We start from the raw sequence: 14,906 nt of genomic DNA, 5'->3' as shown, positions 1-14,906 counted from the left end.
CTGGCGAGGATCGTGCATTCCGTGGTGCTGACGTCAGTTGGCAGGTTCACACGCTGGTAGACGCGCGGTCAACAAGTCGCGCACAGGGGATTGACTGCCTTGCTGACAAGCAGTCTCATAATCCGTGAGCGGAAACTTGACCGCCGGTAACCCCTCTGCGAAGGGCTTTCAGCCATGACGACAGTGACCGACGAGTCCCTCCAGGCGCTGCGTGACGCGCTCGGGCCGCTCAAGGACCGCGAACAGGTCGCGGCCCGCCTGCTGGAGGCCTCGGCCAAGCACTCCTTCGACCCGGACACCGAGCTCGACTGGGACGCGGGCATCGAGGACGGCAAGTGGTTCTGGCCGCCGGAGCTGGTCTCCCTCTACGACACCCCGCTGTGGCGGAAGATGTCCGAGGAGCAGCGGATGGAGCTGGCGCGCCACGAGGCCGCGTCGCTGGCCTCGCTCGGGATCTGGTTCGAGATCATCCTGATGCAGCTGCTGGTGCGGCACATCTACGACAAGTCCGTGACGAGCAAGCACGTCCGCTACGCCCTGACCGAGATAGCCGACGAGTGCCGGCACTCCATGATGTTCGCCCGCATGATCGAGTGGGGCGGGGCGCCCAGCTATCCGGTCCCCCGGCGCTACCACAACCTGGCGCGGGTGCTGAAGACCATCTCCACCACTCCCGGTTCGTTCGCCGCGACCCTGCTCGGCGAGGAGATCCTGGACTGGATGCAGCGGCTCACCTTCCCCGACGAGCGCGTCCAGTCGCTCGTACGCGGGGTGACCCGCATCCATGTCGTCGAGGAGGCCCGCCACGTGCGCTACGCACGCGAGGAGCTGCGCCGCCAGATGGTGACGGCACCGCACTGGGAGCGCCGGCTGACCCGGCTCAACTGCGGTGAGGCGGCGCGCGTCTTCTCCGTCTGCTTCATCAACCCGCAGGTGTACGAGAACGTCGGCCTGGACCGCCGCGAGGCCGTGGCGCAGGTGAAGGCGAGCGGCCACCGCGCGGAGGTCATGCAGACCGGGGCGAAGCGGCTCACGGACTTCTTCGACGACATCGGCGTGCTCAACGGGGTGGGACGCAGGCTGTGGAAGAGCTCGGGACTGCTGGCCTGAGGCCACCGCTCCTTCCGGAGGGAGCGCTTAGGCTTCGGGGTATGACGTCCGCACCCGCAGTACCGCCGGCCCGCGCGTACCGACGGCTCGGTGTCGAGGAGCGCCGCGCCCAGCTGCTGGGCGCGGCACTCACGCTCTTCGCCCACCGGGCGCCGGACGACGTGTCGATCGACGAGGTGGCGGCCGAGGCCGGCGTCTCCCGGCCGCTCGTCTACCGCTACTTCCCGGGCGGCAGGCAGCAGTTGTACGAGGCCGCCCTCGGGTCGGCCGCCGACCAGCTGACGCTCTGCTTCGCGGAGCCCGCCGTCGGCCCGCCCACCGAGCGGGTCTGCCGCGTCCTGGACCGCTACCTGGGCTTCGTCGACCAGCACGACGCCGGCTTCAGCGCCCTGCTGCGCGGCGGCAGTGTGGCCGAGACCTCGCGCACGTCCACGATCGTGGACGGCGTGCGCCGGTCGGCGGCCGAGCAGATCCTGCTCCATCTGGGCCGGGGCGGCGGCCCGGGACAGGAACCCGCCGGGCCACGCCTGAGGATGATGGTGCGCACCTGGATCGCGGCCGTGGAGGCGGCGTCCCTGATCTGGCTGGACGAGGGGAAGCAGCCGGCCCCCTCCGACCTGCGGGACTGGCTGGTCGACCATCTGATCGGCCTGCTCACGATCACGGCCGCCTCGGACGAGGAGACGGCGGCGGTGGTGGCGGACCTGCTGCCCCAGGAGACCGTCGACGGCCCCGCGGGACGACTCGCGGCCCTGATCGTTCCGGTCGTCGGCCAGGCCGCGCACCTGCTGCCGCCCGACTGAGGGCCCCTGGGTCAGACTGGCCCGGTGAAAAGCGAGAACACGCCCTTCCGTGGTGGCCCTCTGGACGGCCGGGTGCTGCCCGTCCTGGTCGGGCCGACCGGCCATCCGCCCAAGTGGTACGAGGTCCCGGTGCCGGACGCCGACGGCGGCCCGGCCACCGTGTACGCCTACCGGCGCGTCCCCGCGGGCTATTCGAAGCGCCTGGGGCTGCAGCGCGGCTGGGTGTACGAGTACGCCCCCGACGGCCGTGAGCGTTTCGCCCCCAAGTGGCCCTGGACCAGGCCCCGCAGCGGGTCCTGAGCGACATCCGGGCCGCCGCCCGTAAGATCGGCGGTCAGGTGCCGAGGGCACGGTCACAAGGGGGGTGCGCCATGGAGGCGCTGCGTCAGGACGATCCACGCCACTTCGGCCCGTACACCGCGCTGGCCCGCTTCCGCGCGAGCGCGAGCGCCGTGCACTTCGTGGCCCGGGGCGTGGACGGCGACGATCTCGCCGTGGTGACGGCCGCCCGGCCCGCCCTCGCCGCCGTACCCGCCTTCCGGCGCCGCTTCCGGGCCGAGGCGCGAACCGCCGAGCGGCTGGCCGGCGGCTGGGTGCAGCCGCCGCTCGCCTCGCCGGACGACGACGCTCTGTGGACCGCCACGGCCTATGTGCCGGCGGTGACGCTCGCCGAGGCGATCGGCCTCGCCGGTCCGCTGCCCGAGCGTGCCGTACGGATACTGGGCGCGGGCCTGGCCGAGACGCTCTCCCGGGTGCACGCGGGCGGGGCCGTGCTCCAGGGTCTGGCGCCGGAGACGGTGCTGCTGGCCGAGGACGGCCCCCGGCTGACCGCGTTCGGGCCGCTGGGGGCCGCTGCCGCCGCCGAGGCGCGGGAGGGCGGGCAGCTCTCCGTACGGCTGGGCTACCTCACCCCCGAGCAGGTCGAGGGCAAGGAGGTGGGCCCGGCGTCCGACCTGTTCGTCCTGGGCCTGCTGCTGGCGTACGCGGCGACCGGCACGACCCCGCTCGCCGAGGGCCCCGTGGAGGAGGCGGCGGAGCGGATCGCGCACGGATCGGCGGAACTCGGCGCCGTACCGGACGAGTTGCGCGCGCTGATCGCCCGCTGTCTGGCGAAGGACCCGGACGACCGGCCCGGAGCGGGATCGGTCGCCGCGGAGTTGGCGCTGGAGGGCGCCGCGGGCCTCGCCAAGGGCGGCTGGCTCCCCGGGCCGCTGTCCGCCGCGCTGACGGACCAGGCGGCGCGGGTGCGGGCGCTGGAGGAGCCGGCGGACCCGGTCCAGGACGCGGTACCGATGGATGCGGTGCCCACGGACGGGGTGCCCACGGACGGGGTGCCCACGGACCCGGTCCGCGCGGACGGGGCCCCCGCGGAGGCGGCCCCTGCGGACGGCGCGCGGCAGACGGGCGACATCACCAACACCGGCAACACGGGCAACACCGGCGACATCGGCGAGGACAGCCGGACCACCCGGTTCCTGGGGACCGGGGCGCGCGCGCCGCAGTCCGACCGGGCGACGACCCAGCTCGCCGTCCCCCAGGAGGCCGCCGGGGCCGTATCCCCGCCGTCGCCGCCCGCCCCGTCGCCCGCGCAGCCCTACCCGTACGCCTATCCGGCCGCCGCCGCCCCCCAGGGCGCGCCCGCCGCGCTCCCGCAGGCCCTGCCTCCCGCTCTGCCCCCCGCCGCGCCGGCCACCGCGCCCCGCGCCGCATCCGCCCCGGCCACCAGCCGGCGTGCGCTGCTCACCACCGTCGCCGCCGGCGCGGCCGGGCTGGTCCTGGGCGGGACCGCCGTCTCCGCCCTCGGCTCCGACGAGCCGGCCGCCGGCACCGACGACAAGCCGGCCGCCGAGGCCCGCCCCGCCGTCCCCGGCCGGGCGCCCGATCCCCGGTGGATGTACACGCACCCGGCCGCCGCACCGGCCCCCCTCACCGCGGGCGTCTGGCAGGACCAGCTGCTGGTGCTCACCGACACGGCCGGGGCGACCGCCGTCGATCTGCGGACCGGCCGGAAGAAGTGGGAGCGCGCCGACGCGGCGGGCGCCCAGGCGGTCCTGACCGCGGGGGACGGCCTCTGCTTCCTGGCGAGCCCGACCGAGTTCCTCTGGCTGTCGCCGAAGGACGGGCGGATCGTGCACCGGGTGCGCTTCGTGGACCAGTTCACCGGCGTACCGAACATGAAGGTCGGCCCGCTCACCGGTCTGTCGGGGTCCGTCCTCTGGTTCACCGGCTCCCACACCGTCACCGTGAAGGCGCCGAAGCCGAAGAAGGGCAAGAAGCCCGGCAAGGACACGCAGGTCGTCAAGGCGTACTTCTTCGCGTACGACGTCGTGGAGCGCAAGGAGCTCTGGCGCGTCGCCGTCCCCGCGGGCCGGGCGCCCGGCACCCCCGCCTACCGGCTGACCGCCGTCCGGGACGCCGACCTCGTCGTACGCCAGGACGCGGGCACGCTCACCCCCGCCGATGTGACGGCGGGCAAGGGCAAGGCGTTCTTCCGCTGCTTCGAGCGCACCACCGGCAAGCTGCTGTGGAACCGGCAGTTCGGCGCGGTCGCCCCGGCCGGCGCGGCGGCCGGTGACGAACAGGGGCAGCTGTACGGCGCGGTCGGCGACGACCTCCTGGCCTTCGAGACGGCGACCGGGAAGCCGGTCTGGACGCTGAACGGCACCGCGTCGTCCGTCTTCGGCACGCCCCTCCCGGCCGGGACGCTGCTCCACACCACCAACCGCAACCAGGAGGTCGGCGCGGTCGAGCGGGCGACCGGGAAGCTGCTCTGGCGGCGGTCCACCGAGGTTCCGCTCGGCGGCGACGCCCCCGCGCTCACGCTGAGCGGCGGCGGGAAGACGCTGCTCGCCGCGGACGCCTCGCAGGTGACGGCGTTCGCCGCGGCGGACGGGCGCCGGCTGTGGAAGTTCCAGGACATCGGGGCCCAGGACCCGAAGGGCGCCACCGTCACCGCCCCCTACCGGGTGCTGGCCGCCGGGAAGACCGCCGTCGTCCAGCGCGAACGGGCCTTCTACGCGTTCCCCGTGGCGTGACGTCGCGGCGTCCACCGTTCGGGGCATCCCCCGGACGGCACGCCGGGCGGTCCTTGCATCACCCGACACCGAGTGACCGGATGGACCAGATCCGAGCACTTGTGGGGTAGTCCGATTAATCGGCCTCGCCCCTGTCACCGGAGGTGATGTCGTGTCACGCGGGTTCGCGCGCACCCTCTGCACCGCGGCTCTGGCCGCGGTCGTGGCCGCCTCCCCCGCCGTCGCCGAGCCGTCGGGGCCGCCGCCGGCTCCCGGCCCGGCCGCCGGGGCGCCGCAGAGCGTCGCGGGGCTCCTGAAGCAGTTGCAGACCCTCTACCGGCAGGCCGAGGAGGCCGGCGAGGTCTACAACGGCACCGAGGTGGAGTTGAGGAAGCGGACCGCCGAGGCCGAGAAGGTGCACACCGAGCTGACCCGGGCCAGGGCCGCTCTGGGCGCCGGGCGCCGGGACGCCGGACGGCTGGCACGCGACCAGTACCAGGGGCGCACCGACTTCTCCGTGTACATGCGGCTGCTGCTCTCCGACGACCCGTCCCGCGCCCTGGAGCAGAGCCACGTCATCGAGCGCGCCCAGGCCGGCCGCTCGGCCGTGGTCGACCGGCTGACGGACGCCGAGAAGCACACCGAGGTCCTTGAGGCCAGATCCCGGAAGGCGCGGGAACGGCAAAGGGTGCTCGCCGCCCGTCAGAAGCAGCAGCGCGACACCGTGCGGACCCGGCTGAAGGGCATCGAGGCGATGCTGGCCTCGCTCTCGGCCGAGCAGCTTGCCGCGGTGTCGGCGCTGGAGGAGAAGAACATCGGCGCGGCCCAGGACGCGCTGACCGCCTCGGGGGCGCTCAGCTCCGTACGCCCGCCGACCGAGGAGGGCGGGGAGGCCGTCCGCTACGCCGTCGAGCAGATCGGCAAGCCCTATGTGTGGGGCGCGGAGGGGCCGGACTCGTACGACTGCTCGGGGCTCACCTCGCAGGCGTGGTCCGCCGCCGGCCGGGGCATCCCGCGCACCTCGCAGGAGCAGTGGGCCGAGCTCCCGAAGGTCCCCATCGGCTCGCTGCGCCCCGGCGACCTGGTGGTCTACTTCCCGAAGGCGACCCATGTGGCGCTCTACATCGGTGACGGCCTCGTGGTGCAGGCGCCCAGGCCCGGTGCCACGGTGAAGGTCTCCCCACTGGCCTCGAACCCGGTGCTGGGGGCCGTACGCCCCGACCCGGACGGCGAGCCCCTCAGCGCGTACACCCTGCCGGAGCTGCCCGAGGGCGCCACCTCGGGGGCGGACACGGGGTACGACGCCCAGGGCGCCCCGGAGGACTGAGAACCGGGCCGGCACGTCCTCGTGACGGACGTGGCGGCCCGGTTCTCCGGGGGCGCGGGTGTCAGCCCTGCGCGCCCGAGATCTCGGCGAGGTAGGCGTTCGTCTTCTCCGGCTCGAAGAAGAAGTTGTCGAAGTCCGCGGGGTTGTCGAACCCGTTGGCGAACCGGTCGGCGGCGGGCTGGAGCTGGCCGGCCGCGCCGATCAGGTTCAGCACGTGCTCCGGCGGCGGCGCGAGCATCGCGTTCGTCCACTTCACGACGTGCTGGGTGTTCTCCCAGTGCCGCTCGAACGTGGCCTCCATCCACTCCTCGTCGAACGGCCGGTCGCCGTGGTCCAGGATCGAGTGGAGGTAGGAGTGCGCGCACTTGGACGCCGTGTTGGAGCCCTGGCCGGTGATCGGGTCGTTGGCGACGACGACGTCCCCCACACCCAGGACCAGGCCGCCGCCGGGCAGCCGGCCGACGGGCTTGCGCACCGTCGGGGCGTAACGGCCCGCCAGCGTGGCGTTGGCGTCGGTCAGCTCGACCTTGGTGGCGCGCGCGTACTCCCACGGGGTGAACCGCTCCATGAGCTCCAGGGTCTTGGCGAGGTGCTCCGAGGGGTCCTTGATGCCCTGGAAGGCGTCGAGCGGACCGCCGGGGATGCCCTCCCAGAAGAGGATGTCCGCGCGGCCCGACGTCGTCAGGGTCGGCATGATGAAGAGCTCGCCGACACCCGGGACCAGGTTGCAGCGCACCGCGTCGAACTCCGGGTGCTCCGGGCGCGGGCCCAGACCGTGGACGTACGCGACGGCCAGGGCGCGCTGCGGGGCGTCGTACGGCGAACGGGAGGCGTCCCGGCCGAACATGGAGACGAGCTCGCCCTTGCCGGCCGAGACCATCACCAGGTCGTACGTACGGGAGAAGTAGTCCAGGTCCGAGACCGCGGCGCCGTGGATGACGAGCTGACCGCCGCGCTGGGCGAACGTCTCCATCCAGCCGGCCATCTTCACGCGCTGGTCGACGGACTGGGCGAACCCGTCCAGCTTGCCGACCCAGTCGATGACGCGCGAGGAGTCGGGGCCGGCGACCGAGACGCCGAGGCCCTCGATCCGCGGGGCCTGCGACTCCCAGAAGTTCAGCTGGAGATCACGCTCGTGCTCCAGAGCCGTGTGGAACATGCACTGCGTCGACATGACCCGGCCGGACCGGATCTCGTCCGCGGTGCGGTTGGACATCAGGGTGACTTCGTACCCGTGGGACTGCAGCCCGAGGGCCAGCTGAAGCCCGGACTGGCCGGCTCCGACTATGAGTATCTTCCGCATCGCGGTTCTCCGTTACGTGTACTGGGCGCGTCTGTCGTTCATTCGGGGGCGACGTCGAGTGCGTGGCCCACCAGGGCGAGCAGCGACTCGACGACGGTGATCCTCTTACGCGCGTCCATGATCACAACAGGCACGTGCGGAGCTATGGTCAGGGCCTCCCTGACATCGGCCTCCTCGTAACCGGTCGTTCCCTCGAAGTGGTTGACGGCCACGATGTAGGGCAGGCCGCAGCTCTCGAAGTAGTCGAGGGCCGCGAAGCAGTCGGCGAGGCGCCGGGTGTCGGCCAGGACGACCGCGCCGATCGCGCCACGCACCAGGTCGTCCCACATGAACCAGAAGCGCTGCTGACCGGGCGTGCCGAAGACGTACAGGACGAGGTCGTCGTCCAGGGTGAGACGGCCGAAGTCCATCGCCACGGTCGTGGTGACCTTGTCGGGCGTGGCGGTGAGGTCGTCGGTCTCCTCGCTCGCCTGCGTCATCAGCGCTTCGGTCTGCAGCGGGGTTATCTCGGAGACCGAGCCGACGAAGGTCGTCTTGCCCACGCCGAATCCGCCCGCGACCACGATCTTGGTCGCGATCGGCGCGCGGGTGTGGTCGAGCTGCCAGGTCTGTACCGTCTCGTCGGGCCGGTCCTGCGGCCCCCGCTGTCGCGGAGTGAAGAGCGGCGCCTCAGAGACGGCGGAGTCCATTGAGCACCCTTTCGAGCAGCGCGCGGTCGGGCTGTCCGGTGCCGTGACCGGTCCCGTAGACGCGGATCTTTCCCTGGTCGGCCAAGTCGCTGAGCAGCACCCGGACCACGCCGAGCGGCATCTTCAGAAGGGCCGAGATCTCCGCGACCGTACGCATGCGGCGGCAGAGTTCGACGATGGCGCGGAGCTCGGGCATGACGCGCGAGGCGAGGTTGCCGTTGGTGAGCTCGCGGCGCTCCTCGGGGGCCTCCAGCGCGGCGACGAACGTCTCGACGAGCAGGACGTGGCCGAAGCGGGTGCGGCCGCCGGTGAGGGAGTACGGACGGACCCGCGCGGCCTTGCGGTCGGCGCCCCTGACGGGGAGTTTTCGTACGGGTTCAGCAGCTGACGTCACTGGGTGCTCTCCATCGATTTGCGCAGCTCACTGCGGAGTTCGGGGGTGAGTACGTGTCCGGCACGGCCGACGAAGAGCGCCATGTGGTAGGCGATGACGCTCATGTCGCAGTCAGGGGTGGCGTGCACACCGAGCAGGGAACCGTCGCTGATCGACATGACGAAGACACTGCCCTCGTCCATGGCGACCATCGTCTGCTTGACGCCACCGCCGTCCATCAGCTTGGCGGCACCGATCGTGAGGGACCCGATGCCGGAGACGATCGTGGCGAGGTCGGCGCTGGAGCCCCTGGGGCCCGTCCGCCGTCCCGCTTCCTTGGCCGTCGCGAGACCGGGGTCCGAGGAGAGCAGCATCAGCCCGTCGGACGAGACGACGGTGACCGAGTGGACCCCTGGCACCTCCTCCACGAGATTGCTCAGCAACCAGTGAAGGTTCCGGGCCTCGGTGCTCAGCCCGAATGTGCTGGGCGCAGTCAACTGCGTGCCTCCTCGACTGTGTCCCCCGTCTCATCGATACGACCGTCGGTACGGTCACGGTCGGTCTGTGGCGCCGTCTCGGCGATCTCCGCCTCGACATCGCGGCGGCCGTCCTTGGCGCCCTGGTGGAACCCGCCGAGCCTGCGGCGCAGGGCCTCCTTGTCGAAGCCGCCCTTGCGCTCGGTGGGCGGGGCGGCCGGCGGCGGCGCGATCTTCGGGGTGCGCTTGGGCAGCCCCTTGTCCGTGAGGCGCTCGGGCAGGGGCGCCGGGTCGGGCACCTCCTCGCCCAGTCCGGTCAGCGGCTGCCGGGGACCCGGGACGGCGTCGGCGGCCGGGGCGGCGGGCGCGGGACGGCTGTCGGCGGAGGGCGCGGGGGCAGGCGCGGGACGCGTGTCGGCGGCGGGCGCGGGCCCGGCGTCGGCGGCGCGCTCATGACGGTCGGGCCCGATGGCGTACGGGCTCGGCGCGTCCTGCTGCGCGGGCAGCCGGACCTGCATCGTGGTCTCGGACTCGGAGACGGACCGGGTCTCCTCGCCGGCGGCGGGCGCGGGCTCAGCCGGTGCCGGCGCGGGCTCAGCCGGTGCGGCCGGGGCCTGCGCGGTCTCGGGCCCGGCGGCGGGCGCCGGGGCGACGGGCTCCGGCTCGGTGGGTGCCGGGGCCGTGGGCTGCGGGGCCGCCGTCTCCAGGGTCCGCTCGGCGGCCGCGATCAGCGGGTCCTCGGCCGGGAGGGACGAACGGGGCGGCAGCGCGTTGGAGTTCGCCTCGGCGACCGATCCCGGGAGATTCAGCGTGGGCGCGTCCCCGGGCAGCGGCACCGGCGGCGGCGAGGAGGCGGGCGGCGCCTTGGGCAGCAGCGCCTGCGGAAGGACGACGACCGCGGCCACCCCGCTCCCCTTCTGCTCGCGCAGCTGCACCCGCACACCGTGGCGGGCCGCCAGCAGCGAGGTCACCTGAAGACCCAGCCCGGCACCGTCCGCGGCCTGTTCGCCGGCTTCGAAGGACGCCGGGTCGGCCAGCCTGGCATTGAGTTCGCTCATCCGGACCGCCGACATGCCGATGCCCTCGTCCTGGACGGAGAGCATCACCTCCCCGGTCTCCAGCAGCCAGCCGGAGAGCTCGACATGGGAGTCCGGCGGGGAGAAGGAGGTCGCGTTCTCCAGGAGTTCGGCGACGAGGTGGCTCAGGTCGTCGGCGGCGAAGCCCGCGATCTGGGCGTGCGGCGGCAGAGACTGGATGGTGACGCGCTCGTACCGCTCGATCTCGCTGACGGCGGCGCGCAGGACGTCGACGAGCGGGATCGGGCCCGTGTGCCCCTGGTTGTGGTCGGTCCCGGCGAGGACCAGCATGTTCTCGCTGTGGCGCCGCATGACGGTGGCCATGTGGTCCAGCTTGAAGAGGGTCGCCAGGCGCTCCGGGTCCTGCTCGCGCTCCTCCAGGCCCTCGATGACGCCGAGCTGGCGCTCGACGAGACCGAGCGTGCGCAGCGACAGGTTGACGAAGGTGTGGTGGACGGTGTTCCGCAGCCGTTCGAGCTGGCCGGTCAGTTCCGCCACGGTGACCTGGAGTTCGGCGCGCTGGAGCGTGAGGGCCTCGCGGCCGGCGATGAGCTCGCCGCGCTCGGTCTGCAGGCCTTCCAGCCGGCCGGTGACGTCGTGGTGCAGTCCGTGCAGCTTGCCGTGCAGGGCGTTGATGGACCGTACGACCTGGGCGAACTCGTCGTTGCGCCCGGTGTAGCGGACCGGTTCGGCGGTCTCGGGCTCGGCGGCGATACGTCCGGCCCCGATCCGCAGGACGGCGAGCGGCTGGGTGAGGGTGCGGGCGACGGCGGTGGAGACGCCGACGGCGATCAGCAGGCAGCCGCCGAGCAGGGCGAGGCGGAGCTCCAGCGCGGTGACGTCGTCGTCGCGCAGCCCCTCCAGGCGCTTGACCTGTGCGGTGCCCAGCGCGGACTCGACCCCGCGCATGCGGTCGATGCGGGCGGAGAGCGCCGCCTGGACCTTCTCGGGGTCGGCCGCCCGGTCGGAGTCGGACAGCTCGGGCCGGTCGGTGAGCCGCGTGAGGTACTTCTCCGCAGTGGTGACCTCGGGGCCGGTGACCGTGGAGGCCAGCCGGTCCCTGGCGGAGGGCCCGGCCGCCTGGTCGAAGTCGGCGAGGGAGGCGAGCTCGCGCACCCGTGCCTGCTGGGCGGCGGCGCTCAGTTCGTCGCGGTTGCGGTCGTTCTCGCTGTCGCCCTCGTCCTGCGTCCGCACGGGCAGTCCGGTGAACGGGTCGGTCTGCTGTTGCTGCGGCTTCGTGCCGGGCACCGCGAGCGCGGCCAGGATCAGCCCCCTGGTGGCCGAGGCCTGCTCCACGGCACCGCCGAGGGCGAGCGGGGCGCGGGTGGCGTCGGCGGCGCGCGGCGGGGTCTTCCGGGCGAGCTCGTCGGCGAGGCCGTGCAGCTTGGCGATGACCTCGGAGTACGCCTGGTACGCCTCCATCGCCGAGCCCTTGCCGGTGAGGGCGGTCCTGCGGAGCGAGGGGATGGCGGCGAGGTCCCGGGTCAGCGACGCCGGGGCGGCCTCCCGGATCTCGTCCACCTGCTGGTCGACCCGGGCCGCGGGGCCCGTGGTGCCGGACGTGCCTTCCTCGTCCTCACGGCCGCCCGCGATGTGGGCGGTCACCTCGTCGCGCTCGTCCGCGAGGGCGTGCGCGAGGGTGATCGCCTGCTGGTTCAGCTCGGCGAGCGTGACCAGTTGCTGGGACTCGTTGAGATCGGAAGACGCGCCGAGGGCCGCCGGGGCACCCGCGGCGATGACCGTGATCCCCACGACGGCGACGCCGGCGACGAGCCGGCTGCGTACCCGTACGGTCCGCTTGGAGGCACCCGCCGCCTGAGGCACCGCCCCGGGCTCCTCGCGCGTGCTGTCCTTGCTCCGAGGCCGCTTCTTCTGCACCGGTGCTCGCAATCTTGACTCGTCCGCCCTTGAAGCAGAGGTGACGCACGGTCACGTGAATGGGCGCCCGCCCTGATGTGCGCCGTACGGCTTCTGACCATTCCAGCGCTTTTGGGAGGGGGCCGTGCATCAACCGCTCCGCCACTCGAACGAGTGAACCGCACTCCGGAGTTGGCGAACAAGTCTCCCCACAGGCGGCGCAGGCCATGCACGGACCACCGGGTGGAACTTCGGGCCAGGCTTTGGCAGTATGCCCGCCCGCATATGCACGGAGCCCTGAATTCCGCCCGGGACGGCCATCTGACCTGCTGGTACGGTCCAACCGCCGGATCGTGCAGGGTACGTGAAGGCATCGTGCAGACTGGCCGGATGCGCATCGAACTCGCCACCGCACCCGGCAGTCCCGAACGCCCCAACGAGGACTGGGCGTCGGCCGTCGCCCCAGCGGCAGGCCAGGGCGGTGTCCTCGTTCTGCTCGACGGCGTCACGCCTCCGGCGGGCAGCGACGGCTGCGTGCACTCGGTTCCGTGGTTCACCGCGCGGCTCGGCGGCTCCCTGGCCGAACTGTCCGCTTCGCGGCGGGATCTGACCCTGGCCGAGATCCTTTCGGCGTCCATCCGGCGCACCGCCGACACCCACCGTTCACTGTGTGACCTTTCTCACCCGCGTACGCCTCAGGCAACGGTGGTCCTCGCGCGTTGGGACGAGGAGCGGGTCGAGCACCTGGTGCTGTCCGACTCGGCCCTGCTCGTCGAGGCGCCCGACGGCACGGTCCGGCCGCTGCTCGACGACCGGATCGACCGGCTGCCGCCGGGCTCGCTCGCCTCCGAGGAGATCGCGGACGCCCGCGTACGGAACAAGGAGGGCGGCTTCTTCACGGCGGCGGCCGACCCCGGGGTGGCGTCGCGCGCGGTGACCGGCGAGACCCCGCGCTCCGAGGTCCGGGCGCTGGCCGCACTGACCGACGGGGCGGGCCGCTGGACGGAGAAGTTCCGTGCGGGCGACTGGACGGCCGCCCTGGACGTGCTGCGCAAGGAGGGGCCGCAGGGGCTGATCGACCGGGTGCGGGAGCTGGAACGGGCCGACACGGAGCGCGTCCATCTGCGCCGGGGCAAGACGCATGACGACGCGACAGCGGTCCTGGTGGAGCTGTAGCGGCCCGGCCGGTGCGCCTCAGTCCTCGGAGCGCTCGTCGAAGTGGTGGAGCTGTAGCCGCCCGGTCGGCGCGCGCCTCAGTCCTCGGAGCGCTCGTTGAAGTGGTGCAGCAGCCGGGCCAGTTCCGCGACCTCGGTCCGGTCCCAGCCCGCGAGCTTGCGGGCGTAGCGGCCACGGCGGGCGTCGCGGACGCTCCGGAAGCGCGCGAGGCCCTCGTCGGTGAGATGGACGAGCGAGGCACGGGCGTCCGCCGGATCGGTCTCCCTCGCCACCAGGCCGAGCCCCTCCAGGGCCCGCAGCTGGCGGCTCATCGTCGCCTTGCCCACCCCGAAGTAGGCGGCGAGGTCCGTGGCGCGCTGCCGCCCGGCCGACTCCAGCCGTACGAGGAGCCCGTAGGCGGCCGCTTCGAGATCCGGGTGGACCTCGCGGGCCATTTCACCGGAGTTGGCCCGCGCCCGGCGCAGAAAGACCGACAACTCCCGCTCCAGAGCGAGGAATTCATGGTCCACACCACTTCCGGCCTTCGCGCCGGGTTCATCGCCGCTTCCGCTCCCGTGCACGTCAGCACCCCTCATACGCTTTCCCGCCGATGAAAGTTTCTTTCAGCTCCGGCCATCACCGCAGCTGAGCCAGTATTTCGTAGGCGTAGACCTCCGGCAGCGCCCAGGCCCCCTTCCGGAGCGCGGGTCTACGTGCGTAGCTTCGTGAGTGCCACGGGTGGCATGTCCACACCATGGCGACACGCACCCCAGGCACGCACCCCAGAAGCGTCCCGCACCCGCTCCTGGGCCATGAGCTCCCCCACCGAGCCCTCGGAGGCACGCAATGCCCGTGCACAGATCCGGAACCACAGCGCCCGCCCGCCGCCGTCCCCACCTCTTCGCGGGCGGCACGCTCCTCGCCGCACTCGCTCTCCTCCTCGCGCTGCCCGGCGCGGCCTCGGCGGCCGACACCGCCGCCGTCCCCGAACGGGGGACGGCGAGGATGGGCCAGGGCGTGATCGCCCACGACGGCCAGGGGGGCACCCCCTCGACCGGGACCAGCGCCGTACAGACCGAAGGCGTGGACGTCGCCAGCCACCAGGGCAACGTGGCCTGGTCGACCCTGTGGAACAGCGGCGTGAAGTGGGCCTACGTCAAGGCCACGGAGGGCACGTACTACAAGAACACGTACTTCACGCAGCAGTACAACGGCTCCTACAACGTCGGCATGATCCGGGGCACGTACCACTTCGCCACCCCGGACACGACGAGCGGTGCGGCCCAGGCGAACTACTTCGTGGACAACGGCGGCGGCTGGTCCAAGGACGGCAGGACGCTGCCCGGAGTGCTGGACATCGAGTGGAATCCGTACGGCGCGCAGTGCTACGGCAAGACCCAGGCCGCCATGGTCGCCTGGATCCGCGACTTCGTGAACACCTACAAGGCGCGCACGGGACGTGACGCGGTGATCTACACCGCGACCAGCTGGTGGAAGGACTGCACCGGCAACAACGCGGGCTTCGGCGCCACCAACCCGCTCTGGGTGGCCCGCTACAACACCACGGTCGGCGAACTCCCGGCCGGCTGGGGCGTCTACACGATCTGGCAGTACACGTCGTCGGGCCCGACGGTCGGCGACCACAACCACTTCAACGGCGCGCTCGACCGCGTGGTGGCCCTCGCGAACGGCTGACCCCTCCCGCTCGTCCGGCGTCGGGCCC

The 14,906-nt window shown here is 72.7% G+C and carries 13 protein-coding genes; 7 read left to right on the top strand and 6 right to left on the bottom strand.

Going from position 1 to position 14,906, the window contains the following annotated elements:
- Nucleotides 1–174: 174 nt before the first annotated feature.
- From ACZ607_RS15590 to ACZ607_RS15570, 5 genes are all read left to right on the top strand, one after another.
- Nucleotides 175–1,110, top strand: coding sequence for an AurF N-oxygenase family protein (locus ACZ607_RS15590; RefSeq protein ID WP_469735226.1), 936 nt, complete (start codon nt 175–177; stop codon nt 1,108–1,110).
- Nucleotides 1,111–1,151: 41 nt separating this feature from the next.
- Nucleotides 1,152–1,913 carry a TetR/AcrR family transcriptional regulator gene (locus ACZ607_RS15585; protein WP_469735225.1) on the top strand — a complete coding sequence of 254 codons (762 nt, stop codon included), beginning with the start codon at nt 1,152–1,154 and terminating at the stop codon, nt 1,911–1,913.
- Between the two features lie 24 nt (nt 1,914–1,937).
- The gene (locus ACZ607_RS15580) at nt 1,938–2,213 is read left to right on the top strand and encodes a hypothetical protein (RefSeq protein WP_469735224.1); all 276 of its coding nucleotides are present in this window, start codon (nt 1,938–1,940) and stop codon (nt 2,211–2,213) included.
- A 71-nt stretch (nt 2,214–2,284) separates the two neighbouring features.
- The gene (locus ACZ607_RS15575; RefSeq protein ID WP_469735223.1) at nt 2,285–4,948 is read left to right on the top strand and encodes an outer membrane protein assembly factor BamB family protein; all 2,664 of its coding nucleotides are present in this window, start codon (nt 2,285–2,287) and stop codon (nt 4,946–4,948) included.
- A gap of 151 nt (nt 4,949–5,099) precedes the next feature.
- Complete coding sequence (locus ACZ607_RS15570) at nt 5,100–6,254, top strand: C40 family peptidase (protein ID WP_469735222.1); 1,155 nt, start codon at nt 5,100–5,102, stop codon at nt 6,252–6,254.
- Between the two features lie 61 nt (nt 6,255–6,315).
- On the opposite strand, the gene ACZ607_RS15565 is transcribed toward ACZ607_RS15570, so the two are convergent.
- Genes ACZ607_RS15565 through ACZ607_RS15545 form a run of 5 tightly spaced genes read right to left on the bottom strand, consistent with a single transcriptional unit; the run spans nt 6,316 to nt 12,049 of the window.
- Entirely contained in the window at nt 6,316–7,557 is a 1,242-nt protein-coding gene (locus ACZ607_RS15565; RefSeq protein WP_469735221.1) for a styrene monooxygenase/indole monooxygenase family protein, read from the bottom strand.
- Nucleotides 7,558–7,595: 38 nt separating this feature from the next.
- Nucleotides 7,596–8,246, bottom strand: coding sequence for a GTP-binding protein (locus ACZ607_RS15560; RefSeq protein ID WP_383742047.1), 651 nt, complete (start codon nt 8,244–8,246; stop codon nt 7,596–7,598).
- Complete coding sequence (locus ACZ607_RS15555; protein ID WP_073745173.1) at nt 8,227–8,640, bottom strand: DUF742 domain-containing protein; 414 nt, start codon at nt 8,638–8,640, stop codon at nt 8,227–8,229. Before ACZ607_RS15555 ends, ACZ607_RS15560 begins: the two co-directional genes overlap by 20 nt.
- Entirely contained in the window at nt 8,637–9,116 is a 480-nt protein-coding gene (locus ACZ607_RS15550) for a roadblock/LC7 domain-containing protein (RefSeq protein ID WP_469735220.1), read from the bottom strand. The genes ACZ607_RS15555 and ACZ607_RS15550 overlap by 4 nt, the downstream gene beginning before the upstream one ends.
- A complete protein-coding gene (locus ACZ607_RS15545) occupies nt 9,113–12,049 on the bottom strand; it encodes a sensor histidine kinase (protein ID WP_469735219.1) in 2,937 nt (978 codons plus the stop codon). The genes ACZ607_RS15550 and ACZ607_RS15545 overlap by 4 nt, the downstream gene beginning before the upstream one ends.
- Nucleotides 12,050–12,418: 369 nt before the next feature.
- Here ACZ607_RS15545 and ACZ607_RS15540 point away from each other — a divergent pair, with 369 nt between their 5' ends.
- The gene (locus ACZ607_RS15540) at nt 12,419–13,204 is read left to right on the top strand and encodes a hypothetical protein (protein WP_469735218.1); all 786 of its coding nucleotides are present in this window, start codon (nt 12,419–12,421) and stop codon (nt 13,202–13,204) included.
- A gap of 77 nt (nt 13,205–13,281) precedes the next feature.
- On the opposite strand, the gene ACZ607_RS15535 is transcribed toward ACZ607_RS15540, so the two are convergent.
- Complete coding sequence (locus tag ACZ607_RS15535; RefSeq protein ID WP_469735217.1) at nt 13,282–13,779, bottom strand: MarR family winged helix-turn-helix transcriptional regulator; 498 nt, start codon at nt 13,777–13,779, stop codon at nt 13,282–13,284.
- 250 nt (nt 13,780–14,029) lie between these two features.
- Between ACZ607_RS15535 and ACZ607_RS15530 the strand changes: the two genes are divergently transcribed.
- On the top strand, nt 14,030–14,878 hold the full coding sequence (locus ACZ607_RS15530; protein ID WP_469735216.1) for a lysozyme: 849 nt from the start codon (nt 14,030–14,032) through the stop codon (nt 14,876–14,878).
- Nucleotides 14,879–14,906 lie beyond the last annotated feature (28 nt).

The sequence above is a fragment of the Streptomyces sp. NPDC104381 genome (genome assembly GCF_055583745.1).
This window is presented reverse-complemented; position numbering and strand designations above follow the sequence as displayed.

Excerpts from the sequence above, each read along its gene's own strand:
- ACZ607_RS15530 (WP_469735216.1), top strand. The coding sequence starts at position 14,030 with ATGCCCGTGCACAGATCCGGAACCACAGCGCCCGCCCGCCGCCGTCCC.
- ACZ607_RS15560 (WP_383742047.1), bottom strand. The coding sequence starts at position 8,246 with ATGGACTCCGCCGTCTCTGAGGCGCCGCTCTTCACTCCGCGACAGCGG.
- ACZ607_RS15535 (WP_469735217.1), bottom strand. The coding sequence starts at position 13,779 with ATGAGGGGTGCTGACGTGCACGGGAGCGGAAGCGGCGATGAACCCGGC.
- ACZ607_RS15590 (WP_469735226.1), top strand. The coding sequence starts at position 175 with ATGACGACAGTGACCGACGAGTCCCTCCAGGCGCTGCGTGACGCGCTC.
- ACZ607_RS15585 (WP_469735225.1), top strand. The coding sequence starts at position 1,152 with ATGACGTCCGCACCCGCAGTACCGCCGGCCCGCGCGTACCGACGGCTC.
- ACZ607_RS15540 (WP_469735218.1), top strand. The coding sequence starts at position 12,419 with ATGCGCATCGAACTCGCCACCGCACCCGGCAGTCCCGAACGCCCCAAC.
- ACZ607_RS15575 (WP_469735223.1), top strand. The coding sequence starts at position 2,285 with ATGGAGGCGCTGCGTCAGGACGATCCACGCCACTTCGGCCCGTACACC.
- ACZ607_RS15565 (WP_469735221.1), bottom strand. The coding sequence starts at position 7,557 with ATGCGGAAGATACTCATAGTCGGAGCCGGCCAGTCCGGGCTTCAGCTG.